Origin of the sequence: Bacillus sp. T3, from assembly GCF_033449965.1 — a bacterium.
Taxonomy (GTDB): domain Bacteria; phylum Bacillota; class Bacilli; order Bacillales; family Cytobacillaceae; genus Bacillus_BU.
In genome coordinates this window covers 1903259-1927429 of record NZ_CP137761.1, presented here as the reverse complement: position 1 = coordinate 1927429, position 24171 = coordinate 1903259, and the positions used below count along the sequence as shown (strand labels likewise).

General features: G+C 38.0%; 19 protein-coding genes, 3 pseudogenes and 2 other annotated features. Of the genes and pseudogenes, 6 read left to right on the top strand and 16 right to left on the bottom strand.

What is annotated here, in order from left to right; genetic code table 11:
- Together RGF10_RS10030 and metH are read left to right on the top strand one after the other, a co-directional pair.
- Positions 1-1866 (top strand): bifunctional homocysteine S-methyltransferase/methylenetetrahydrofolate reductase, encoded by a 1866-nt coding sequence (locus tag RGF10_RS10030; RefSeq protein ID WP_318508885.1) that lies wholly within the window; start codon positions 1-3, stop codon positions 1864-1866.
- Positions 1844-5300, top strand: a pseudogene (metH, locus tag RGF10_RS10025) (methionine synthase). The gene RGF10_RS10030 and the pseudogene metH overlap by 23 nt, the downstream one beginning before the upstream one ends.
- A gap of 44 nt (positions 5301-5344) precedes the next feature.
- Here the strand turns inward: metH and RGF10_RS10020 are convergent.
- Entirely contained in the window at positions 5345-6106 is a 762-nt protein-coding gene (locus RGF10_RS10020) for a TraR/DksA C4-type zinc finger protein (RefSeq protein WP_318508884.1), read from the bottom strand.
- Between the two features lie 197 nt (positions 6107-6303).
- Between RGF10_RS10020 and RGF10_RS10015 the strand changes: the two genes are divergently transcribed.
- Entirely contained in the window at positions 6304-6471 is a 168-nt protein-coding gene (locus RGF10_RS10015) for a hypothetical protein (protein ID WP_318508883.1), read from the top strand.
- Positions 6472-6497: 26 nt separating this feature from the next.
- Here RGF10_RS10015 and mnmH read toward each other — a convergent pair whose 3' ends face one another.
- Positions 6498-7568, bottom strand: coding sequence for a tRNA 2-selenouridine(34) synthase MnmH (gene mnmH / locus RGF10_RS10010; RefSeq protein ID WP_318508882.1), 1071 nt, complete (start codon positions 7566-7568; stop codon positions 6498-6500).
- A 246-nt stretch (positions 7569-7814) separates the two neighbouring features.
- On the opposite strand from mnmH, the gene RGF10_RS10005 reads away from it, so the two are divergent.
- Entirely contained in the window at positions 7815-8894 is a 1080-nt protein-coding gene (locus RGF10_RS10005; protein ID WP_318508881.1) for a GGDEF domain-containing protein, read from the top strand.
- A 58-nt stretch (positions 8895-8952) separates the two neighbouring features.
- Here the strand turns inward: RGF10_RS10005 and RGF10_RS10000 are convergent, their stop codons facing one another.
- The 9 genes and pseudogenes from RGF10_RS10000 to trpE all read right to left on the bottom strand — a co-directional run bounded on the left by RGF10_RS10000 (position 8953) and on the right by trpE (position 17639).
- Positions 8953-10101 (bottom strand): acyl-CoA dehydrogenase family protein, encoded by a 1149-nt coding sequence (locus RGF10_RS10000; protein WP_318508880.1) that lies wholly within the window; start codon positions 10099-10101, stop codon positions 8953-8955.
- Positions 10102-10214: 113 nt separating this feature from the next.
- Positions 10215-10811 carry a hypothetical protein gene (locus RGF10_RS09995; protein ID WP_318508879.1) on the bottom strand — a complete coding sequence of 199 codons (597 nt, stop codon included), beginning with the start codon at positions 10809-10811 and terminating at the stop codon, positions 10215-10217.
- Between the two features lie 406 nt (positions 10812-11217).
- Positions 11218-11997 (bottom strand): tryptophan synthase subunit alpha, encoded by a 780-nt coding sequence (gene trpA / locus RGF10_RS09990; protein WP_318508878.1) that lies wholly within the window; start codon positions 11995-11997, stop codon positions 11218-11220.
- Positions 11998-11999: 2 nt separating this feature from the next.
- Positions 12000-13200, bottom strand: a pseudogene (gene trpB, locus RGF10_RS09985) (tryptophan synthase subunit beta).
- 12 nt (positions 13201-13212) lie between these two features.
- Positions 13213-13827: a phosphoribosylanthranilate isomerase gene (locus RGF10_RS09980; RefSeq protein WP_318508877.1), complete on the bottom strand. Its 615-nt coding sequence runs from the start codon at positions 13825-13827 to the stop codon at positions 13213-13215.
- Position 13828: 1 nt separating this feature from the next.
- Positions 13829-14611: an indole-3-glycerol phosphate synthase TrpC gene (gene trpC, locus RGF10_RS09975; protein ID WP_318508876.1), complete on the bottom strand. Its 783-nt coding sequence runs from the start codon at positions 14609-14611 to the stop codon at positions 13829-13831.
- Positions 14612-15637, bottom strand: a complete 1026-nt coding sequence (gene trpD / locus RGF10_RS09970; protein WP_318508875.1) for an anthranilate phosphoribosyltransferase — start codon at positions 15635-15637, stop codon at positions 14612-14614.
- Complete coding sequence (locus tag RGF10_RS09965) at positions 15621-16220, bottom strand: anthranilate synthase component II (RefSeq protein WP_318508874.1); 600 nt, start codon at positions 16218-16220, stop codon at positions 15621-15623. Before RGF10_RS09965 ends, trpD begins: the two co-directional genes overlap by 17 nt.
- Positions 16204-17639, bottom strand: a pseudogene (gene trpE, locus RGF10_RS09960) (anthranilate synthase component I). Before trpE ends, RGF10_RS09965 begins: the two are co-directional and overlap by 17 nt.
- A 50-nt stretch (positions 17640-17689) precedes the next feature.
- Positions 17690-17928, bottom strand: a binding site (T-box leader).
- A gap of 37 nt (positions 17929-17965) precedes the next feature.
- Positions 17966-18220 (bottom strand) — a binding site (T-box leader).
- A gap of 173 nt (positions 18221-18393) precedes the next feature.
- Between trpE and RGF10_RS09955 the strand changes: the two are divergent.
- Both RGF10_RS09955 and RGF10_RS09950 read left to right on the top strand, forming a co-directional pair.
- Positions 18394-19662 carry a bacillibactin exporter BcbE gene (locus RGF10_RS09955; protein ID WP_318508873.1) on the top strand — a complete coding sequence of 423 codons (1269 nt, stop codon included), beginning with the start codon at positions 18394-18396 and terminating at the stop codon, positions 19660-19662.
- Between the two features lie 142 nt (positions 19663-19804).
- The gene (locus RGF10_RS09950; RefSeq protein WP_318508872.1) at positions 19805-20092 is read left to right on the top strand and encodes a DUF6509 family protein; all 288 of its coding nucleotides are present in this window, start codon (positions 19805-19807) and stop codon (positions 20090-20092) included.
- Positions 20093-20175: 83 nt separating this feature from the next.
- Here RGF10_RS09950 and RGF10_RS09945 read toward each other — a convergent pair whose 3' ends face one another.
- From RGF10_RS09945 to RGF10_RS09925, 5 genes are all read right to left on the bottom strand, one after another.
- A complete protein-coding gene (locus RGF10_RS09945; RefSeq protein WP_318508871.1) occupies positions 20176-20376 on the bottom strand; it encodes a cold-shock protein in 201 nt (66 codons plus the stop codon).
- A 228-nt stretch (positions 20377-20604) separates the two neighbouring features.
- A complete protein-coding gene (locus tag RGF10_RS09940) occupies positions 20605-20805 on the bottom strand; it encodes a cold-shock protein (protein WP_318508870.1) in 201 nt (66 codons plus the stop codon).
- Positions 20806-20900: 95 nt separating this feature from the next.
- Complete coding sequence (locus tag RGF10_RS09935; protein ID WP_318508869.1) at positions 20901-22355, bottom strand: degradosome RNA helicase CshA; 1455 nt, start codon at positions 22353-22355, stop codon at positions 20901-20903.
- Positions 22356-22806: 451 nt separating this feature from the next.
- The gene (locus tag RGF10_RS09930) at positions 22807-23007 is read right to left on the bottom strand and encodes a cold-shock protein (RefSeq protein WP_169096754.1); all 201 of its coding nucleotides are present in this window, start codon (positions 23005-23007) and stop codon (positions 22807-22809) included.
- Between the two features lie 262 nt (positions 23008-23269).
- A complete protein-coding gene (locus RGF10_RS09925; RefSeq protein ID WP_318508868.1) occupies positions 23270-24103 on the bottom strand; it encodes a non-homologous end joining protein Ku in 834 nt (277 codons plus the stop codon).
- Positions 24104-24171: the final 68 nt, after the last annotated feature.

Below are 24171 nucleotides of genomic sequence, written 5' to 3'. Positions count from 1 at the left end.
ATGAGCTTTTTATCAAAATTAGAAAATCAAATACTTATAGGTGATGGTGCAATGGGCACCCTGCTTTATTCATATGGAAAGGACAGCTGTCTTGAGGAACTAAATCTTTCCCATGCTGAACAAATCCTTTCCATTCACCGTGCTTATATTAATGCTGGTGCCGACATTATTCAAACCAACACGTATGCAGCAAATGCGTTAAAATTAGCAAGATATGGTCTTGAATCATCAGTAAAAGAAATTAATACAGCGGCGGTTCAAATTGCAAAAAAAGCTGCTGAAGGTAAAACCTATGTTCTTGGAACCATTGGTGGAAACCGTGGGATTAAACCCAAAAGTGTGAGCCTTGAAGGAATTAAAAAAAGCTTTCAAGAACAGCTTTTTTCCTTACTAGTTGAGGGTGTAGATGGGATCATCCTAGAAACTTACTATGACCTCGAGGAAATTGAAACGGTTTTGGCCATTGCTAGGAGAGAAACAGAACTTCCAATCGTTGCGCAATTATCGATGCAGGAGGTTGGGTTCATGCAGGACCATACCCCTATCGCAGAAGCGCTTTTGAGATTGGAGCAATTAGGTGCGGATGTCGTTGGCCTTAATTGTCGACTTGGTCCTCATCATATGTTAAAGGCATTAGAAGAGGTTCCTCTTCCAAAGCATTCATTTTTATCGGCTTATCCTAATGCAAGTTTGCCAACCTTTACTGATGGTGTTTTTCACTATGAAGGAAATGCTGAGTACTTTAAAAATTCTGCTCCATTGTTTAGAGATCAAGGGGTACGATTACTTGGTGGCTGCTGCGGGACAACTCCTGAGCATATCCGTGCTTTTAGTGAAGCACTTAGAAACGTACCACCCATTACGGAAAAGGTAACGAAGCAGCAACCACCAAAAATTGATATTAAGCCGGTTGCAACCATTAGGGAAATTCCAGCATTACACGAAATCGTAAAAAAACGCCATTCAATTTTAGTTGAGTTGGATCCACCTAGAAAGCTAGACACGACCAAATTTTTCGCGGGTGCAAAAGCATTAAAGGAAGTGGGAATTGATGCCATTACCCTTGCGGATAACTCACTTGCCTCACCACGGATTTCAAATTCGGCCATTGGACATTTGGTAAAAACAGAAATTGGACTTAGACCTTTAATCCATATTACCTGTCGTGATCGTAATATTATCGGCTTACAATCTCATTTAATGGGACTTTCTACACTTGGATTAACGGATGTATTAGCGATTACAGGCGACCCTGCTCGTGTTGGCGATTTCCCTGGTGCCTCGTCGGTATACGACGTATCGTCATTCGAATTAATTTCGATGATTAAGCAGTTAAACGAAGGCGTAAGTGTTTCTGGTAAAGAATTAGGGCAAAAAACCACTTTTTCCGTTGCTTCGGCTTTTAATCCAAACGTTCGATCAGTAGAAAAAGCCGTCATTAGAATGGAGAAAAAAATCGCTCATGGAGCAGATTATTTTATTACCCAACCTGTTTATTCTGAAGAGAAATTAATAGAGGTATATGAAGCAACCCGACATATTAGTGCTCCAATATACATTGGCTTAATGCCAATAACTAGCTATAAAAACATGGAATTTTTACATCATGAAGTACCTGGCATTAAAATCTCTGATTCAATCAGAGAAACCATTGCGAAGTACAAGGATGACCCTGCTCAAGCAGCCCTAGAAGGTTTAGCTATTACAAAGTCGTTAATTGATACGGCATTAGAGCTTTTCAACGGCATCTACCTTATTACACCATTCCTTCGCTATGAGCTAACTGTCGAATTAGCAGACTATACCAACAAGAGAATCGCAAAATTAGCAAGGGGGAAACAAGATGTCCAGAGCATCATTTACTGATCAGTTAAAATCACGGATCCTCATTATGGATGGCGCGATGGGAACGATGCTTCAGGAAGAGAATTTATCTGCTGAGGATTTTGGCGGAGAGCAATATGAAGGCTGTAATGAAAATTTAACCCTCACTCGACCTGATGTCATTGAAAGAATTCATTTGCAATATCTACAGGCTGGTGCAGATATTATTGAGACCAATACTTTCGGATCAACCAGTATTGTATTAGATGAGTACCAGCTTGGACATAAGGCATATGAGCTTAATAAAAAAGCTGCCCAAATTGCCAGGAATGCCGCAGACCAACTCTCGACCCCTGAAAAACCACGTTTTGTAGCAGGCTCGATGGGTCCTACTACGAAAACGTTAAGTGTTACAGGCGGAACGACTTTTGATGCCCTCGCAGACTCTTATGAAGAGCAAGCGATAGGCTTAATCGACGGAGATGTCGATTTACTTTTACTTGAAACTAGCCAAGATTTATTAAATGTAAAGGCTGGCTTTGTTGGAATACAACGTGCATTTGAAAAAACAGGAAAAACATTGCCGTTAATCATCTCAGGGACAATTGAACCGATGGGTACCACTCTTGCGGGTCAATCCATCGATGCCTTCTATATTTCGGTTCAGCACATGAATCCTGTTGCTGTTGGGCTAAATTGCGCGACTGGTCCAGAATTTATGCAGGACCATATACGCTCACTTTCAAATCTCGCCTCAACTTCTGTCATTTGCTATCCAAATGCAGGACTACCGGAATGAGGAAGGTCATTATCATGAAACACCTGACATTTTGGCTAAAAAGCTAGCAGGATTTGCTAAAGAAGGCTGGCTAAATATTGTTGGGGGATGTTGCGGTACAACCCCAGCACATATTCAAGCCATTTCAGAGGTTATGAAAGAATACAAACCGCGAAAGGCTACCGAAAACTCTTCTCATATGGTCTCAGGGATTGAACCTTTTATTTATGATGATCCAACATTACGTCCAATCATGGTTGGAGAAAGAACGAATGTTATCGGTTCTCGAAAGTTCAAGCGATTAATTGGAGAGGGAAAATTTGAAGAAGCGGCAGAAGTAGCTCGCGCTCAGGTTAAGGGCGGTGCTCACGTTATTGACTTATGTCTTGCCGACCCTGACCGAGATGAAATTCAAGACATGGAAGGCTTTATTAAGGAAGTTGTCAAAAAAGTAAAGGTGCCTCTGGTTATTGACTCTACAGATGATGCTGTCATCGAAAAAGCTTTAACCTATTCCCAAGGGAAAGCCATCATCAACTCGATTAATCTTGAAGATGGTGAAGAGCGTTTTGAGGCGATTACTCCATTAATACATCGTTATGGAGCTGCTATTGTAGTAGGAACGATTGACGAGATTGGAATGGGTGTTTCGGCTGAGAGAAAGCTAGAAATTGCAAAGCGATCATATGATTTACTCGTTAATAAGTATAAAATTCAACCACAAGATATTATTTTCGATCCGCTTGTCTTCCCTGTTGGAACGGGAGACGAACAATATATCGGTTCAGCAAAAGCAACTGTGGATGGAATTAAAAGAATTAAAGAAGCGTTCCCAAAAACCCAAACTGTTCTTGGAATTAGTAACGTTTCCTTTGGATTACCTGCTGTTGGAAGAGAAGTATTAAATTCTGTCTTTTTATACCACTGTACTCAGGCAGGCTTAGATTATGCCATTGTCAATACGGAAAAGCTAGAACGGTTTGCTTCTATTTCCAAGGAAGAAGTAGAACTAGCTGAAAAGCTTTTGTTCGATACTAATGAAGAAACTCTCGCAACGTTTACTGATTTTTATCGAGACAAGAAGAAAGAAACTAAGCAAACAATACCATCGATGACATTAGAGGAGCGTCTGGCCTACTATATCGTTGAAGGAACAAAGGAAGGTTTGCTACCAGATTTAGATGAAGCCTTAACAAAATATCCCGCCCCACTTGATATTATTAATGGACCGTTAATGGATGGAATGAAGGAAGTTGGGCGTCTCTTTAACGATAATCAGTTAATCGTAGCTGAAGTTCTACAAAGTGCTGAAGTCATGAAAGCGGCAGTTGCCTTCCTTGAGCCACATATGGAAACGAACAGTTCCAGTTCAACAAAAGGAAAGATTATCTTAGCAACTGTAAAAGGTGACGTACATGATATTGGGAAAAACTTGGTTGATATTATTTTAAGTAACAATGGCTACGAAGTCATTGACTTAGGTATAAAGGTTGCCCCTGCCGAACTTGTAGCAGCTATCAAGAAAGAAGAACCAGATATGGTTGGCTTGTCTGGATTATTGGTTAAATCAGCTCAACAGATGGTGATTACAGCTCATGATATGAAGCAAGCAGGTATTGATATCCCTATTTTAGTAGGGGGAGCTGCTTTGTCTCGTAAATTTACAGATACAAAAATTTCAAATGAATACGAAGGACTCGTTCTTTATGCTAAAGACGCCATGAATGGGTTAGACCTTGCTAATCAAGTCCAAAATCCTGAAGACTTTGATAAATTGGTTCAAGAAAAAGAAACAAAACGAAACAACTTAGCTCAATCACCTGCTCAAGTATCGAAAAGCACGGTTGCAACAGCTGTGAAAGTCGTTTCTAGTGTAAGAACGGATGTCCCGGTTTATGTCCCAAAAGATACAGACCGTCATATTGTGAAAAGCTATACGATGGACCATGTTGAACCTTATATCAATAAGCAGATGTTAATTGGTCATCATCTTGGTGTTAAAGGAAATATCGAAAAACTCCTTGCCGCTGGTGATGAAAAGACAGTAAAAATTAATGACATGGTCAATCAATTAATCGTGGATGCAAAAAAGAATAATTGGATTAAGCCACAGGCTGTCTACCAATTCTTCCCTGCTCAAAGCGATGGAAATAAGGTCATTATCTATGATCCTAAAGAACCAAAAAAGGTGTTACAAGAATTTGATTTCCCTCGTCAAGCTGTGGGGGCACACCTTTGTTTGAGTGATTTTATCAAAACTGTCGACAGTGGTTTATCTGATTACGTTGGTTTCTTTACCGTAACGGCGGGACCAGGTGTACGTGAAATTGCTGAAAACTTAAAGGAACAAGGGAGATTTTTAGAATGCCATGCTCTTCAGGCTCTCGCTTTAGAAACTGCTGAAGGTTTAGCTGAACTTATTCACAGACAAATGCGTGACCGTTGGGGCTTCCCTGATCCTGTTGATTTTACAATGAAGGACCGCTTCTCAGCGAAATACCAAGGACAACGGTTCTCGTTCGGTTATCCAGCATGTCCTGAGCTTGATGATCAAGAAAAACTATTCTCCCTTATCCAGCCTGAAGATATTGGAGTAAACTTAACAGAAGGATTTATGATGGAACCAGAGGCATCAGTATCTGCGATGGTTTTTGCTCACCCTGATGCTCGATATTTTACCGTATTACGGAATGAATAATAACACAAAAAAACAGCTTTCGTATGAAGGCTGTTTTTTTTAACCTATTTTTCTGCTTCTTCCTCCGTGTATGGATCATGCTCTACAGCAGGAAGATCCCCAAAGGTTGTCATGATACCTTCTTCGTCCAAGGTATCCTCGTATTGATCATGCAATTCGTTAGGGTATACAGTCACATTTTTTCCATACATATCATTTCCAATAAAATTCTCAAAATCTTCAACATATCCAATTTTTTCATCTGCTTCATTATAACTGTTTTCATAACGATCATTTGGAAACGCAAAGTCAGATGGCGATTCAGAAGTGCCCCATTCTGCTACTTCCTGCCAAGAATCTTCTGCATCATACGCAACGGACTCATCCTCTTCATCTAAATCAAACTTGCCAAATGGAGGCATTAATACGCCCTCTTCTAATGGTCGTTTGTGTGACACGAGTCGATCTGGACTATGTTCTTTGCAATAGGTTGTGGTTGGTAGTACTTCAAGACGTTCTAGAGGGATTTCAACTCCACAAACCTCGCATTTCCCATACGTCCCTTGATCTATCGATTTTAGTGCCTTATCAATATTTCTTAAATGCAGTTCTTCGTGTTCATTTAAAGCAATATCCTTTTCCCGTTCGTAAAGATCTGTCCCTTCGTCTGCAGGGTGGTTATCATAACTTGACAGCTCCCCCATCGACTCATGATAGTGACCTCTTTCTAAACCAAAATGATCATTTTGTTCGAATCGCATTAGTAAATCTTGTTTTTCATCATTTAGCTGTTTGCGGAAGTTGGATAGTTGTTCTGAAGTAAGCATAATCTAACTCCTTTCAACCCAATCAGGGAGAATTCGCTCACATATAATCAAATATGTTTATTTCATTTGCACGAATTATAACATTAGTTTTCCAAAGACAACTTCTTTCATTCTTAAGAAAGAAATGTCTTTTATGCATAAAAATCTTAGGGGAAATGGATGATAAGATGGAATTTGACAATTAAGGAGGGAAAAATGTGGTTAACGAAAATTTTAATAAATTTAATCAAGAACAAAAAAAGCATCAGTCTCCATATGTCAGCAATAAAACCCTTGATAACAGTGGGAACTTTAATAAGTCCGATTATAATAGCCAAGAAAATACCGATAAATCTGTGGGGGCAACAGGGAGAATTTTAGATTAAAAAAACCAGGTTGCCCTGGTTTTTCATCAATAATGTATGTGTGGAGTTGTAAAAATTTTATCCAATTTTCCAGCGATAATTTTAGCTGCATGCTCAGAATCATCCGTAGCAATTTGGATAAATTCTCCTTCATAATCCAATTGCTTATGCTGATAACGTGGATCATAGTAAAATTCAAGTAAAAGCTTAATAAACTCTTTATAGTCTTGATTTTCCAATGACGAGGTCATAGCCAACTTAATATCGACGTTCTTAATGCGTTTTTGAATCCGGGAAAATTTCTCAACTACTTGTGGATGAAACCACTCTTCTTGATAAAAAGTTTCAACATACTCATGATAAATTCGTTCAACCCGACTGTTTAAAGACGCTTCAATGTAAAAATGAACACCGCCCAATTTGGTTATTAACAATTCCTCGGGTTGAGTGATTTTCCCAATCCGTTTACTTTCTGCTTCAACAATAACATAAGAGGAATCCTTTAATTGGACTAAACGTGAAAATAATAAAGCATCAAAGGTTTTTTGATTATTAACATCTGTCTCCTTACCCATAGAACCAAAAATTGAACCTTTATGACCTGCAAGACCTTCTAAATCGAGTACTGGATAATCGTTTTGATTTAGTTTTGCTAGAATTTCCGTTTTCCCAACACCAGTCATGCCATGAATAACGACAGTGTGAGTTGGAATCATTTTTGGGATTATATCAAGTATTTCTTCTCGATACGCTCGATAACCGCCTTCAATACGATGAACTGAAAATCCTGCAAAATCCATAAACGTCGCTACAGACTTACTACGCATGCCCCCTCGCCAACAAAAAAGGACTGGAATACTACCGTCCTTTGCAAGCTTTTTAATTTGTGATAATAGGGCTGGTAGTTTTGGCGATATTAATTCCATTGCTCGCCACTTAGCATTTTCTGGACCAATTTGCTTATAAATGGTCCCAATTTCTTTTCGTTCTTCATTATTGAACAGTGGAACATTTATCGCTCCTGGAATGGTTGCCTCTTCATATTCCTCGGGGGAACGAACATCCACAGGAATAGCGTTGTTCATGGATAAAAATTGTTGTACTGATATATCAAACAAGGTAATAAACCTCCATATACTTTTAAAATCACTCTTACTATTGTATACCAAAAAATACATATTTTATATAGGGGATTACTTAAAAAAGAACCAGCATCTTCTTCCTATACCATTTTCTGAAATATTTTAGGTAAAATTAATGTAAAAATACAAAAAATTGTAATAACTATCGCCTTCTTCCAAAGATTTATCGATTAATTTTTGTTATTATAAAAAAGTTATAGATTCTATCAAAAAGGTGAAACGATGTTTAAAGATTTGTTTGCTCATAGCTGCGTAGTCATTACCCTATATTTTATAGTTGGTTCCATTTTTAGGATTTACCAAACTCCAACAAATCGATTTTCCAGGATCATATTTGGACTTATCTCGGGAGTTATCGGGTCCATCATCATTTTCTTTAATGTAAAATTGTCGGAATATGTATTACTTGATCTTCGACATCTCGCCATTCTCATATCGGCATTTTTTGGTGGTACATTTTCAGCTATCATTACCACTTGCATCATAGCCTTTACAAGGTTTATTTTTTTTCCTGTTGGTTTTTCAACCTATGCAACAATCATTACACTGTTTGTTGTTTGCTTTTGTGTAATAATAATTGAAAAACTAAAATTTTCCCAACATAACAAAACCATTCTCATGCTTATATGTAGTACGAGTCTATATTCTATTATGTTTGCGTTTGTTTTGTCCCATTACAATATACAGGATACTTTTGTTGATACTATTTTATTGTCCTATACACCAATATCACTGCTAGGTGGTTATTTAACCTTTTATTTAACGAACTATATTTTGTCCTCCAACCATTCCTATTTGGAATTAAAAAAGCAAGCCCAATTTGATTATTTAACCGGACTACAAAATGTTCGTCAATTTGAGTTATTATTAGAAAAAGAGTCAAAAAAATCAATGCAGAATAATCGCCAATACGCTCTCTTCTTCATCGATATCGACTACTTTAAAAGAGTAAATGATACATATGGTCATCCAGCTGGTGACGAAATTTTAAGAAGTTTAAGTCGCTTGCTCATTCAATCAACTTCAATAAAAGATTATGTTTTTCGCAATGGTGGAGAAGAATTTTCAATTCTTACTCCTAATACCGACCAAGAGACTGCCCTTAAACTTGCAGAAAAGATTCGAAACATCGTTGAGGATCATGAGTTCTATTTGCCTAATGGGAATTTCATATCAATTACAGTGTCAATTGGTGTTGCTCTAAGCTCAATCGATCAAAGTGTTTCGGATATAATTCACCAAGCTGATCATGCATTGTATACCGCTAAGAACACTGGTCGTAATCGAATCGCTGTCGCTTAAATGTAAAATCTCATGTAAAAACGAGCAGATTTTTCACCTGCTCGTTTCTTTTATGGGATTATTGTTTTGATTGTAATGCTTCTTTTGCCAGCAACCCTAATGTCATGTCATCCATAGGTGGATTATGTAGACCAGCTCGGACATCACGATAATAGCGTTGCAGTGGACTTTTTAAAGACAAGCTTTTGGCACCAACAATACGCATCGCTAAATCCACAATCGATATCGCAGAATTGGTAGTTGTATATTTTACCGCACTCAATACCGGCTGCATAGTCGTTCTATCCTGGTCATTTGCAAGATCCCATTGTTTGGAAACAGAGTAGAGAAAATGACGTGATTGCAATAATAACAATTCCATTTCACCTATTTTCTGCTGTACATTGGGCAATTGACTAATCGGTCCTGTAATGCTAGATGGAGAGTAGTGTTTCGCAAAGTTTATAGCATAGTCTCGAGCTGCGGTGGCAATTCCAAGATAGCAAGCAGGTATGTGAAGGAGCCAGCCATTCGCCTGTTTTTTCCCAGGTTCAATTTTTTCAACCAAGTATTTCTTCTCGATTTCCACATTGTTTAATACCAAGTCATGGCTTCCTGTTCCTCGAAGTGCAATGCTATCCCATGTTTCTTCAATTGTTAGTCCAATTGAGTTTCGTGGAACAAGGAAATTTCCGACCCCACCATCATCCATAGAGGCACTAACAATAAAATAATCAAGAACAGGTGCCATTGTCGTAAATATTTTCCTGCCAGTAATAACCCAACTGTTGCCTTTCTCTATTGCAAACGTTACTGGACGTCCACCACGTGTCGGACTTCCCGTTTGAAGCTCCGATGCCGCACCATTTAGTAATGCTCCTCCCATAACCTTTTCGCACATTTCTTTATACATATCCTCAGACCAAAGCTGTTTTTCGGCGATGTTCTTCACAATCCCCATATGCCAGCCAATCGAAAGGGCTGTGGCTCCATCCCCTTCCGCTATTTTTTCTTGAAGCATCAACATTTCAGTTAATGAAATCTCGCATCCTCCATATTTGTACGGAACAGTTAAGGAAGTATATCCACTCGTCTTTAGGTCTTCGATATTTTCAAACGGAAATAACCCCTCTTCATCAATTTTAGCCGCCCGACTATGAAACGAGTCCTTTAATTGATCCATTAACTTCAATCGATCAATCTGTGAATCAAGTTGTCTAAAATTCAATTAACCTTCACTCCCTTCACCTAGTACCTTAAATGTTTAACTCCATTATTCCGTAAATGCTATAGGGATTCAATGATTAAGACTTTTTTGATGAATAAAAAACAGCTCCGGCCTCAGACCGATAGCTGTTTCTTAAGATTCAATCCAGTTAATTTTGTTAAGCTATTACACAATTTCCCCCACTCTTTTGGAAAACAATGCAACCCTTCACTTTCGTAAACTTTTCCCTCAGTAACAAGCTTAATTGACCAGAATATCCCATCTAGAATCATCTGTTCCTGATGATAGTTAGCACTCCATTCCCACGGTTTTATGCGAAAAAGCTCCTTTTTAAAGGCATCCATCTCACCGCAGGTTCGAGTTGGCTGGATCCCTGGGTTGTTACATGCTTGTGATTCATGATTCCATTCAAAGATGATAAAGCGATTTTTATTAAAATCAATTTTGATTGTAATGGAAGGTTCGATAATTCCACCAATATGAACTGTTAAAGCTTGAATGTTCTTTTCAGGGTCAATGGATACCACATTTTCCTCAACTTTAAATAAGTCTTTTTTTCTGCTGATTGCAGACTTAATATGTGCAGGCAGAACAAGTTTTTCCTGTTCTTGATGGTGATTTGTCTTTTCGTTAAGTTCCTGACAGATTGAGGGAATCGACAATGCCCCTTTTTCCTCTAAAATATTATAAATCATTTCATACAAAAACATTGGATCATTTCCCCCATTTATTTTCAAAATCAACCCATTTGTTCAATACCCCTTAACTACTTTTTCGATAAAAACTTAGCATCTTAATTTATTGGGTTCAGTATGTATTAAAGTATAACGATATATAATTAATAAAGCTGTAACAAATGGCACGAAAAGTTGTCCTATTGATGGAAATCTATGTTGTATGTCAATATTTTAGACTAATTGACCTCTAACCTTTTTCATTATATTCTAAATCGTTTATTAAATCTACATAGCATCCAGCATCCCTAATTCGACAAAAACCGAAAACCATGTCTATTTTTGCGCTTTCCCAAGAAATAATTAAATATTGTCAATACTTTCAATTTATAAATTTTTATGATAAAAGGGACTCTTTATGAGCCCCTCTTGAAATATTGTTCTATGCTATTACAGCCTTGGCTGATTTTATTAACACTTCAATTTCCTGCAATTTATTTTGAGCAAATAGGTCCACAATTTTGCTTCCAACGATGACACCATCACAGTATTGACTTACTTCTTTTACGTGCTCAGGAGTCGAGATCCCAAAGCCAGCTAATACTGGCAGTGGACTCATTGATTTTACCTCATTTAAGAACTTTCCAAGGTTTTCATCGAAGCCAGTTCGAGCACCAGTAATTCCCGTTACAGTGACGGCATATACATAACCATTTCCTTTTGTAGCAATTTCTTTTATTCGTTCTGAGGTACTCGTTAATGTTACCAAACGGATTAAGTCTATGTTGAATTGATTCAGAAGCGGTTCAATAATTTCTTCTTCCTCAATCGGTAAATCAGGAATAATACAGCCATCTACTCCAGCTTGATGTGCAAGCTCTGCAAACCGATCTATTCCAAACGCAAGGATTGGATTCATATACGTCATAAGAATAATAGGGATACTGACTTTTTTACGGGCAGCTTCAACTGTTTGAAGCACTTTCTTAAGCGTAGTCCCATTTTCAAGTGCCCGAATCCCTGCCTGTTGAATCGTCGGGCCGTCTGCGACAGGATCAGAGAATGGAATTCCAAGTTCAACTGCTGTTACGCCACATTTTTCAAGAAATAGGAGACGCTCCTCTAGCACTTCAAGTCCTCCATCTCCTGCCATTATATACGGCACAAATGCCTTTTCTTTTTTAATCTTTAACGCTTGGAATGTTTGCTCTAAACGGTTCATCCTTATTCTCCCCCTAATCTTGCCTTTACAGTGTTAACATCTTTATCTCCACGACCCGATAAGCAAATAACTAAGCTCTCATCCGGCTTCATTGTTGGGGCTAGTTTCAATGCATAAGCTACTGCATGTGCACTTTCAAGCGCAGGAATAATTCCTTCTAATTTTGAGAGTAGCTGTAAAGCTGCAAGTGCTTCTTCATCCGTAATAGAATCATATTGCACACGGCCAATATCCTTTAAATAACTGTGCTCAGGTCCAACACCCTGGATAATCTAACCCGGCGGAAATGGAATGAGCTTCTTGTATTTGTCCGTCTTCATCCTGAAGTAAATACATAAACGCGCCATGTAACACTCCTGGTGTGCCTTTTGTTAGTGATGCAGCGTGACGCTCTGTAACCGTTCCGTGTCCGGCTGCTTCCACTCCATATAATTGAACGGATGGATCATTAATGAAGGGATAGAACATACCCATTGAATTGCTGCCTCCACCAATACAGGCTACAACCGCTTCAGGTAGCTTACCTTCTTTAGCCAAATGCTGAGCTTTTGTTTCAATGCCAATTACACTTTGAAAATCCCGCACAATCATGGGGAATGGATGAGGCCCTGTGACTGAACCTAAAATATAATGCGTATCCTCAACATGGGAAACCCAATAGCGTAGTGCCTCATTTACAGCATCCTTTAATGTCGCACTTCCAGATGTCACACTGACCACTTTTGCGCCCAACAGTTCCATCCGAAATACATTTAACTGCTGGCGCTTAATATCCTCTTCCCCCATAAAAACAACGCATTCTAAATCCAATAAAGCACAGGCTGTTGCCGTGGCAACACCATGTTGTCCAGCACCTGTTTCTGCCACAATTTTTCGTTTTCCCATTCTAACGGCAAGTAAAGCTTGACCGATAGCATTGTTAATTTTATGTGCACCAGTATGATTTAGGTCTTCTCTTTTTAAATAAATCTTTGCACCGTTACTGTATTTCGTTAAATGTTTAGCATAATAAAGTGGAGTTTCTCGCCCGACATAATCTGTTAGCAATTCCTTTAATTCTTGTTGAAACGCTTCATCCTGACTGGCTTTTGTATATTCCGCTTCAAGCTCGACGATAGCCTTCATTAATGTTTCAGGTATATACTTGCCTCCATATTTTCCAAAATGACCACGTGCATCTGGTAATGTATAGGTTGTTGTCATCCTCTGTTCCTCCTATTGCGTAATAGATTGCTTCGCTGTTTCGATAAACACTTTCATTTTCTTTAAATCTTTTTTTCCGTTGTATTCTACACCAGAGCTTACATCCACCATGTAGGGTTTAACGATTTCAATGGCTCTAGCAACATTTTCCTGATGTAGTCCGCCTGCAAGGATGATTTTTTGATTGGAAAATCTAGCAGAGGATAACAAATCCCAATTAAAGGAAGTCCCATTGCCCCCTCGATACTTCCCGGCAGGACTATCCACTAATATCGTATGGTTCGAATATAGCTGTATTTTCTCTAAATCCTGCTCAGAACCAATACTGAGAGCCTTAATGACTGGTAGAGTTAGAGAATCACAAAATTCAGGTGATTCATCTCCATGAAGCTGGACCATGGTTAAATTAGCTTGAGATGCAATTTCTTCAATCTTTTCTCGAGATTCATTTACAAACACACCGATTTTTTCAATATTAGTAGGTAAAGCCTTAGCGATGTAACCTGCTGCTGATGGTTCAATTTCTCGTTTACTCTTGGCAAACACAAAGCCAATTGCATCAGCACCAAATGCTACTGCTTGGAGGGCGGTACCTAAATCAGTAATTCCGCATATTTTCACTTTCATGTTACCGCACCGCTCCTAATGGTAACTTTAATTGTCCGAAGGTTCCTTTTAAATCATCTGATGTCATAAAGGTTTCCCCAACTAATATTCCGCGCGCTCCTGCTGCTTGAACTCGACTTACATCTTCAATAGACTTTATCCCACTTTCACTGATTAGAGCAGCACCTGTTTCTGTTACAAGTGGTGCAAGATTTTCAGTTGTCCCAAGGCTAACTTCAAAGGTTTTTAAATTACGATTATTGATTCCAATTAATTGAGCTTTTGCTAATATGGCTTTTGCTAAATCCTCTTCATCATGGATTTCTACTAATACCTCTAAATTCTGAGATTGTGCATACTGATATAGTTCTACTAACTTAGAACCTTCAAGGGCTGCTGCAATTAATAAAATAAGATCTGCGCCCGCGAATTTCGCTATGTCAATTTGCACTTGATCAATGATAAAATCCTTGCATAATATTGGTAAATCAACTGCTTCACGAACAGCCTGGAGATCGGCGAATGAACCTTTAAAAAAGCTGGAATCGGTTAAAACAGAAATGGCATCAGCACCAAACTGCGCATATTTTTGTGCCTGCTCGACTGGGTTTAAATTTGGATTAATATCCCCTTTTGACGGTGATGCTCGCTTAAACTCTGCAATAATGTTCATTTCGTTTGCTTGATTGATTTTTTCAATAAAAGATCTCTTTTTTCTTTCTCCATCATTAATAAAGGACAAACTCCTTAATTGATCTAGCTCAGTTTTTTTCACTTCAATTATTCGATCTAATATAGTTGTCATTTATATCACCTCTTGTTGGTAGCTATTACTCAATTCAATCAATTGTTCTAGCTTTTCAATTGCAGCACCTGAATCAATACTTTCCTTCGCTATCGAAATGCCCTCTTCAATCGATTCAGCCTTTTGAGCTGTATAAATACCAATTCCTGCATTCAATAATACGGTATCACGACGTGCGCCTTTTTCGCCAGTTAAAACACGTCGAAGGATTTCGGCATTCACCTGTGAGTCACCGCCAACGATTTCTTGGTTTGCATAGAGACTAAGTCCAACATCCTCTGGATGGATAATTTTCTTTGTAATTGTTCCATTATCCACAATCATCAAATGGTTTTCACCTTGCAAGGATGCCTCATCCATAAAGCCAGCTCCATTAAGTACGACTGCGCGTTTTCGACCAAGACGCAGTAATACTTCTGCAAACATTTCTAATAAATCCCGACGATAAATTCCTAACAATTGATAATCTAATGTAATAGGATTTGTTAATGGCCCAATTAAATTGAAAATCGTTGGAATGCGTAAATCCCGACGGACCTTCATAATTCTTTTAACTTTGGGATGAACATACTGTGCAAATAAAAATGTGATTCCTGTTTCGTGTAAGATTTCTTCTGAAGCCTCGGGCTGAATGTTTAAGTTCACGCCTAAATTTTCAAGCACATCTGCACTTCCTGTTTTACTAGAGATGCTTCGATTCCCGTGCTTTGCCACCGTTATTCCGGCACCAGCCATGACAAATGCAGAAGTTGTGCTAATGTTAAAGCTTTTTGAACCGTCTCCACCAGTACCGCAATTATCGATTGCACCCGTAATTTGCTTTGAAAACGGAAGCGCAAATTGGCGCATGACGTTGACAAGTCCGATAATTTCTTCAACTGTTTCACCCTTTATTTTTAAACCAATAAGAAATGCAGCCATCTCACTATCAGAGATTTCATCCGAGAAAAGATATTTTACTGCGTCTTCCATTTCTGTTTCGGTTAATGAACGTTGTTGTGATAGCTGTTCAAGAAATAACTTCATAATTTGACTCCTTTCTTATTTCCGCAAGAAAATTGGCTAACATCTGTTTCCCATGAATCGTACCGACTGATTCCGGATGAAATTGTAATCCATAGATTGGAAATTGTTTATGCTTTACTGCCATAATTTGCTCATCACATGTGGTGGTTCCCAGAACGACCAATTCCTCTGGTACTGTTTGTTTATTGATCACTAATGAATGATAACGCATTACCTCTAAATGCTGCGGCAACCCCGCGAATAGGTCTGAACGATTATGTTCAACCTGGGATGTCTTTCCGTGCATAATATTGTCAGCCCTGTCAATTGTTGCCCCAAACGCATAACCAATGGCTTGATGACCAAGACAAATTCCTAAAATTGGAATAGACCCTTGAAAGGCTTTAATGACATCGACGCAAATCCCTGCATTTTCAGGCCTTCCTGGTCCAGGTGACAGGATGATTGCTTCAGGGTTAAGTTTCTTAATATCATTAATGGTTAACTGATCGTTGCGAATAACTGTAATTTCTTCCCCAAGCTCGCCAAAATATTGATATAGGTTATAGGTAAAAGAATCATAATTATCAATTAATAAAATCATTAGGATCCTCCAAAAATGTTTTTAGTTTGTGAATCGTTTCTTCGTATTCAGTTTCTGGGACCGAATCATACACGATTCCTGCACCTGCTTGAATGTATGCTGTCTCATCTTTAATGACCATCGTCCTAATCGCCAGTGCAAAGTCCATATTTCCATTAACTGAGAAATATCCAACGGCTCCAGAGTAAACTCCTCGTTTCACCTGTTCTAACTCATTGATAATTTCCATTGCCCGAATTTTTGGTGCTCCCGAAACAGTTCCAGCAGGTAAACAAGAAATGAGCGCATCTGCACTTGCATATTGCTCTGATAATTCACCACTTACCTCCGAAACAAGATGCATAACGTGCTTATATTTCTCGACGGCGATATATTTAGGAACTTCAACACTTCCGAACTTACAAATTTTCCCCAAGTCGTTTCGACCAAGATCGACGAGCATCCGATGTTCAGCCAATTCCTTTTCATCATGGATTAATTCCTGTTCAAGCTGAGCATCTTCTTCCGCGTCTTTACCTCTTGGACGAGTACCAGCAATTGGGTTAGTCAAGACGTATGATTGTTTGGCTTTCACTAAGCTTTCTGGAGAAGAACCAGCGACTACATAGTCTTCAAAATCTAAGAAGTACATATATGGAGATGGATTAGATATTCTTAATTTTCGATAAAATGAAAATGGATCACCTGTTATACTTGCTTTCATTCTTTGAGACAAAACGACTTGAAAAATATCACCTTTTGATATATATTCCTTCGCTACTTCGACATTCCTGATAAATTCTTGCTTAGTTGTTGAGGCTTGAAAGGCTGACAACGTAACTTTTGACGGCTCATCTGTATGATATTCTGCTAAGATTTCCTTTTTGCGCTTCGCATTTAGTAGCTCTAGCTTCTTTTCGTCTGTATCTGCAAGGATTGGTGTAGCAGCTAAATACACTTTTTGCTCAAGATGATCATAAATAATCACCTGTTCGTACACCATTAAATGAACATCGGGCATGTTTAATTCATTTTCAGGTTGTGGCCCAATGTTTTCATACTGTCGGATCGTATCATAACCAACATATCCAACTGCACCACCGACAAATGGGAAACCTTCTCCTTCAAGCTGATATTGTGGGATTAATTGTTTTACAATATCTAACGTCTTCCAGGAACGATCTCCGTTCCCTTTTCCGTCGTAACTCTGTTTTCATCACCATATCCCTTTATTTCAATTACTGGATCTGCCCCAATAATCGAATATCTACCTGTGTTTTCATATTTTAAAGAACTCTCTAGTAAGAATTTCTTTGTACCACTAATTTTTTGAAAAATAGAAATTGGAGTGTGCGTATCCCCTTCCATTTGCTCAATCAATCCGTTAAAAGGATTTAATATCTTTTTCAATTGTTGTACCTCCCTTTTTATCCATTCCATAAAATAACAGAAATAAAAAAATCCCCTATATACACAGATTATCTGTGTATATAGAGGACGATAGTTGACCGCGGTGCCACCTCGATTGGTCCAAGACTGTTGCTTGAACCCGCTTTTGGATTGAAAATCTTTTCAATCCATCATCATATAACGGTGAACACTGGATACCTTACTTAAGTTCAGGCATCACTCATAAGTCCATTCGACAGAAGCTTCCTACCGGCTCTCACCCTTACCGGCTCTCTGAAAGGAAGTGATTCTGTTTACTATTCTTAATCCACGATTTTACATATTTATTTTTGAATACAAAAAGGGTTCCCCGTCATAAAAAGGACGAGAAACCCGTGGTGCCACCTTAATTAGCTAAAATAAATTTTAGCTCCCTTAATAAGTATCAAAGCGTTTGCTTGAATACCCGCTTCTTGTAACGATGAAGCATTTCGCCAAAGCCTAATCCCCTTATTTGGGTTTCAGTTTGGAGGCTCGAAAGTCCATTCACTTAAATTTCAGCACTGGTTTGCACCAACCACCAGCTCTCTAGAGAATCCATTTAAGTTACTACTCTTTGTCAACGCCGAATCCTTATGTTGTATTTAATATTATAAACTTTCTGAAAAAATGTCAACACTTTTTTAAACTGATTTTCACCATTCACTATAAATCATTTCCAAACATATCCCAATTATTACATCGTTAATTAAAAACAAAACAGTCCATATTAACAATAGTGAAACAGAGCAAAGGTGGCTTCTCAATGGAACAGACCGATAGTCTTTTTGAGCATTTTAATGATCATAAAAAAGAAAAGAAAGCGATTCAAAAAAGGTGGACCATTGTATCACTTTCCTCGATTCCAATGGTGATGACACTTGGGAATTCAATGTTGATTCCCGTTCTCCCTGCATTGGAAAAGGAGCTCAATATTACCTCTTTTCAAACAAGTATGGTCTTGACAGTATATTCGATCGTGGCGATTATTTTAATTCCTATCGCAGGCTTCCTCTCTGATTATATCGGCCGAAAAAGAGTTATGATTCCAAGTCTAATTATTGCTGGTATTGGAGGACTTGTTTCTGGTTATGCTGGATGGAAGCTTCAGGATGCATACTGGCTTATTTTATTAGGCAGAGCCTTGCAGGGAGTAGGAGCAGCTGGTGCAGCGCCGATTGTCATGCCCTTAGTTGGTGACATGTTTACAAATGATGATGAAGTTAGTAGTACTTTAGGGTTAATCGAGACATCAAATACACTTGGAAAAGTATTGAGTCCTATATTAGGAGCGTTCTTGGCAGGAATTATTTGGTTTATTCCATTCTTCGCATTTCCTATTTTTTGCTTAATATCAATACTGATGATTGTTTTTCTAGTAAAAGCTCCCAAAAAGAATGAAGAAAAAACTAGCTTTAAGGAATTTATCCATCAAACACGAGAAATATTCTCCAATAACGGAAGGTGGCTGACAGCTGTTTTTATTATTGGTGGAGCTCTAATGTTTGTTCTATTTGGAGTTCTTTTTTATTTGTCCGATTCACTCGAGAAAATCTACCAGATTAAGGATGTAAAAAAAGGCTGCATTTTGGCTATTCCACTTGGAGCCCTTTGTTTATCCTCCTATTTTACAGGGAAAAAAATTAAGGAAGATAAAGTTCTTATGAAGTGGATTACATTCATTGGAATTATACTGCTCACTATTGCTTCGTTAGCATTGAGATTTTTTGATTCACTGTGGATCATGATATTGATATTCGGAATTTGCGGAATTGGAATTGGGATAAGTCTTCCTTGCTTAGATGCTTTAATTACGGAGGGAATTAAAAAGGAAGAAAGAGGGACGATTACTTCGTTATACAGTTCAATGCGTTTTATAGGCGTAGCTGCCGGTCCACCGGTAGTTGCCCTTCTGATGAAGCATTCAGATCAATGGATTTTTTATTTATTCGCCGGGATAAGTTTATTAACTGGGTTATTTACCTTGTTTGCTATCAAGCCGGATGGAAATGGTTCGCCAAAAAAGAGTACTTAGTTTAATTGCACAGCTAATCAAAATGAAAGAGAACGGACAGAAAGCAGCGAGATCACAGCAGAAGCTTTTTACTATCGTAAAATAAGTATATAATAGATAAGGAAGGATGTTGGTTAAAAAATTAAATAAAGGATGAATTACAATGAATGTTACTGGTTTCGCTGTTGAAAAATTAACAGATCCATTCGGAATATTAAGCGGGGACCGCTATGAGTTCTTTTTAGATATTGAAGTTGATGAAGATGATGAGCTCTACAATGAAAATGGACTACTGTTAAAAATTCTTTATGTTGCCGATGAGACGGAGGAAAAAATCTTAAATTATAGTCTCCTCGAAAGCTCGACCGAAAAATATATTGATTTAGCTCTTGAGGATGAGGAACTCGAAATGGTTTTTAACTTTTGTAAAGAACATTTACCGGTGGAATAAATAAAAAAGGAAGCAGACTAAATGTCCGCCTCCTTTTTTATTTCTAAAAGCAAATAAAATGATTACGTAATTAACATGAATAATTAGTAACTCTTATTGTGGTTATCAATCGATTGAAGCAATTTTGTTGTTGAAACCATGTCACTGTTACAGATAGGGCATTTAGGAACCTCTGAGTTTTTAAAATTATCACGTACCCAACAATTGCAGTTTTCTGACTCACATTCCCAAACCTTTGTTTCAACTGTAACGATTTCTTCAACGATTCTTCTGCCGAAAGCCATCCTATCTACCTCCAGTGTATCCATTTTTTGTCATAACAGAATTGCCAACTGCTAATTGAAACCAAATGAAAAATTCACCAATTATAAAAAGTTGACAACAAATGTTACTCTTTATAATCAGTGAATTTACACGAAATATCATTCAATAGATATTTACATCATAACGTTTTTACTAAAAATTTTCAAATATTCGGATTACAAAAGATCAATTCGATCTCGATAATGAAATTATGATTTTTGAACGTTAATTGCTTGTGGTCCACGTTGACCTTGTTCCACTTCAAAGGTCACCTCTTGGCCTTCATCTAATGACTTATAGCCTTCACCTTGAATGGCAGAGAAATGCACAAATACATCCTCTCCATTTTCACGTTCAATAAATCCAAAACCTTTTTCACTATTAAACCATTTTACCTTACCTGTTTCCATGAAAAATCCTCCTAATTAACTATATAGCATGTTACTTTCAAACATTATATAATATGGGACAAACATCCAAAAATCATACAAAAAAATGAAAAATATTACGGACGTGGTCTAGATGGTCGCTTTGTTTTCTCATTTCTTGGTCTTCTGTCATTGGTTCTTGGACGGCTGCTGTTCCCTTTAGGACGATCATTGCGTCTATTTCTGTCACGATCAAATCTAGGCTTTTTCGAACGAAGCGGCTCAACAGCTGTTAAAGTAACTGGTGTTGAATCCGGCTCTTTTGTTAACAACTTCAGTGCTGATGCCAATAAAGTCACGGAATCTGTGTCCTCTAAAAGGTTCTCGGCAGCACGCTTATATTCACTAAATTCTCCAGATTCGACTACACCTAAAATTTTGTTAATTGTTGCTTGTTGATTCCCAAATAAAACATCTTTAAAGCTTGGGATTGGCTTTTTAATAATCTTAGATTTCGTAATATTTTCAATCACTCTTAAGTGGTCAATTTCTCTTGGTGATACAAATGTAACAGCTAAGCCTTTATTTCCAGCTCGTCCTGTTCTTCCTATACGGTGAACATAGCTCTCAGGGTCCTGCGGAATATCAAAATTATATACGTGTGATACGCCACTGATATCTAATCCACGAGCAGCAACATCTGTCGCGACCATAATATCAATTGTAGACTCTTTGAAGCGTCGAATAACTTGATCACGCTTTGATTGCGGAATATCGCCGTGAATTCCTTCAGCTGAGTATCCACGCTTAATTAAACCTTCAACGAGCTCATCAACCCGTTTCTTTGTTCTTCCAAATACGATGGCAAGCTCAGGTGATTGAATATCCAACAGGCTACACATTACATCAAACTTTTGCTTTTCTTGAACTTCTACGTAATGCTGCTCAATATTCTTTACCGTCATTTCCTTTGCTTTAACGGTAACAAGCTCAGGATTGTCCATGAATTTCTCAGCTAGTGCTTTAATACGTTTAGGCATCGTCGCAGAGAACAATAAGGTTTGACGCTCATTTGGGATCCCTGCAAGGATTTTTTCAATGTCTTCAATAAAGCCCATATTTAACATTTCATCGGCTTCATCCAATACAACCGTGTGAATGTTTTGTAAGCGAATGGTTTTACGTTCAATATGATCAATTAATCTTCCTGGAGTTGCAGCAATAATATGTGGTCTGTTTTTTAACCCTCTAATTTGGCGGTTAATATCCTGTCCACCATATATTGGTAATGTGCGAATTCCTTTTACATTACCGATACGGTTTAATTCTTCAGCTACCTGTACTGCTAACTCCCGTGTCGGTGCAAGTACAAGACCTTGAATGGATGATTCATCGACTTTTGTGCGTTCAATCAATGGAACACCAAATGCTGTTGTTTTCCCTGTTCCTGTTTGTGCCTGGCCAATTATGTCTTTCCCAGTTAATGCAACGGGAATAGCTTGTGCTTGAATTGGGCTTGGCTCTTCAAACCCCATTTGTGATAATGCTTTTTCTAATACTTCGCTTAAATTAAAATCTGAAAATGTTGTCAAATAAATTTCCTCCTTACAATGTTCCATATCTACATTATTATCTAAAACGGTAATCTTTTTTCATAAAAAAGAATGGTAACCATAACTAATTCAAGTTACTACATTATTGCATTGTTTTTGCTTGTACTTCATTCCCGTGCAGAATTCCGTCATCTGCCAGTTTCTTTCCTAAAACAACAAAAGCCCTGCCTCTCTTTCGTCCTCACGGCTCCTAAGCCGCTCCAGTGTGAATCAGGTTTTTAAAAAAAGTAATCAATATGCAATTATGTGGAATCCCCACAAATAAATCAACTTCTGTTCGGAAAACGTCCTTAGAAGGGGCTTAGTATCAAAAATACATATACGTTTGAGGAGACTTAGCAAGAGGAACATGAAGAATATCGATTATCATACTAAATCATAAAAGAAGGTGATGCGATTATGCTGCATCACCTCATAATATCAGTTCAAATTATGCTTTTTGAACGTTAGCTGCTTGTGGTCCACGGTTACCTTCAACGATTTCAAACGTTACGTCTTGACCTTCTTCTAACGTTTTGAAACCTTCTGTTTGGATTGCAGAGAAGTGAACGAATACATCGTTACCATTAGCTGCTTCAATAAATCCAAATCCTTTTTCTGCATTAAACCATTTTACTTTACCTGTAGTCATGTAATGACCTCCAAAAATTCATTCACCATTAGTTTTCGTATAACTCAGTAACAAAAAAAGCGTAGCATCAGTTGAATGTAGGGGATAAACCATCGCCTACAATACATGCAGCTACGACTACTTATATCCATATAAATTATAGAACGACCTAACAGCGTCTCTATAATCATATGGTAACTCTTTCTAAATGTCAATAGTCATTTATTATAGATCTCCATCCTCTTCGATAAATTTAATGACCTTCCAATTTGTTTCTGACCTTTTACGCTTCTTTTTTTACCTTTGTAATGGTCCGTTTTTTTCTTGCAGGTGCTGTTGTTTGTGGTTTTGTACGATCTATTGAAGCTTGCAGTGCAGCCATCAAATCAGTGACATTCGAAACAGTTTCTTTCGTTGCAGGTGCAACCGTTTCTTGTCCAGTTCGTTTTGATTCAATCAGCTCCATCAAGGCCGTTCGGTAATCATCTTTGTATTTTTCAGGCTGAAATTCTGTCGTTAATTGATCGATCAACATGATGGCGGTGTCTAATTCTTTTTCTGTCACATTGCTTTCTTGTGGTACATTTGGTACATCATCGGTTTTTCTCACTTCATCAGGATAATGTATCGTTTCCATTACCAGCGTGTTTTCATAAACCCGGATTACCCCGAGCTGCTCCTTTGAGCGAATGATTATTTTTGCTAACCCAACCTTTGCTGTCTCCGCAAGCGCCTTTCTTAAGAGCGAGTAAGCTTTCACACCGCCTTCACTTGGCGACATAAAATAGGTCCGATCAAAATAGATTGGGTCTATTTGTTCCATTTTGACAAAATCGATTATTTCAACCGCACGATCTTCATTTTCTTTTTTTAATTTTTCTAGGTCTTCCTCTTCAAGAACGACAAATTTTCCTTTTGAATATTCATATGCTTTAACTATTTCTTCAGGTTTCACTTCGACCTCACATACCGGACAAAGCTTCTCATATTTTATAGGAGAATGACACTCCTTATGAAGTGTTCTTAACTTTATATCTTTGTCCTCTGTGGCAGTATGGAGCTTGATTGGAATATTGACCAATCCAAAACTAATGCTTCCCTTCCAGATTGTGTGCATGTGGATTTCTCCATTCTTGTTTATTTTTTATTACTTTTTGTGTAATTTGTTGCAGTCATACGCTCAAA

Bases quoted from the DNA above. Each gene is read 5' to 3' on its own strand.
- RGF10_RS10030 (WP_318508885.1), top strand. From the start codon at position 1: ATGAGCTTTTTATCAAAATTAGAAAATCAAATACTTATAGGTGATGGT.
- RGF10_RS10020 (WP_318508884.1), bottom strand. From the start codon at position 6,106: ATGCTTACTTCAGAACAACTATCCAACTTCCGCAAACAGCTAAATGAT.
- RGF10_RS10005 (WP_318508881.1), top strand. From the start codon at position 7,815: ATGTTTAAAGATTTGTTTGCTCATAGCTGCGTAGTCATTACCCTATAT.
- RGF10_RS09995 (WP_318508879.1), bottom strand. From the start codon at position 10,811: ATGTTTTTGTATGAAATGATTTATAATATTTTAGAGGAAAAAGGGGCA.
- trpA (WP_318508878.1), bottom strand. From the start codon at position 11,997: ATGAACCGTTTAGAGCAAACATTCCAAGCGTTAAAGATTAAAAAAGAA.
- RGF10_RS09980 (WP_318508877.1), bottom strand. From the start codon at position 13,827: ATGAAAGTGAAAATATGCGGAATTACTGATTTAGGTACCGCCCTCCAA.
- trpC (WP_318508876.1), bottom strand. From the start codon at position 14,611: ATGACAACTATATTAGATCGAATAATTGAAGTGAAAAAAACTGAGCTA.
- trpD (WP_318508875.1), bottom strand. From the start codon at position 15,637: ATGAAGTTATTTCTTGAACAGCTATCACAACAACGTTCATTAACCGAA.
- RGF10_RS09965 (WP_318508874.1), bottom strand. From the start codon at position 16,220: ATGATTTTATTAATTGATAATTATGATTCTTTTACCTATAACCTATAT.
- RGF10_RS09955 (WP_318508873.1), top strand. From the start codon at position 18,394: ATGGAACAGACCGATAGTCTTTTTGAGCATTTTAATGATCATAAAAAA.
- RGF10_RS09950 (WP_318508872.1), top strand. From the start codon at position 19,805: ATGAATGTTACTGGTTTCGCTGTTGAAAAATTAACAGATCCATTCGGA.
- RGF10_RS09945 (WP_318508871.1), bottom strand. From the start codon at position 20,376: ATGGCTTTCGGCAGAAGAATCGTTGAAGAAATCGTTACAGTTGAAACA.
- RGF10_RS09940 (WP_318508870.1), bottom strand. From the start codon at position 20,805: ATGGAAACAGGTAAGGTAAAATGGTTTAATAGTGAAAAAGGTTTTGGA.
- RGF10_RS09930 (WP_169096754.1), bottom strand. From the start codon at position 23,007: ATGACTACAGGTAAAGTAAAATGGTTTAATGCAGAAAAAGGATTTGGA.
- RGF10_RS09925 (WP_318508868.1), bottom strand. From the start codon at position 24,103: ATGCACACAATCTGGAAGGGAAGCATTAGTTTTGGATTGGTCAATATT.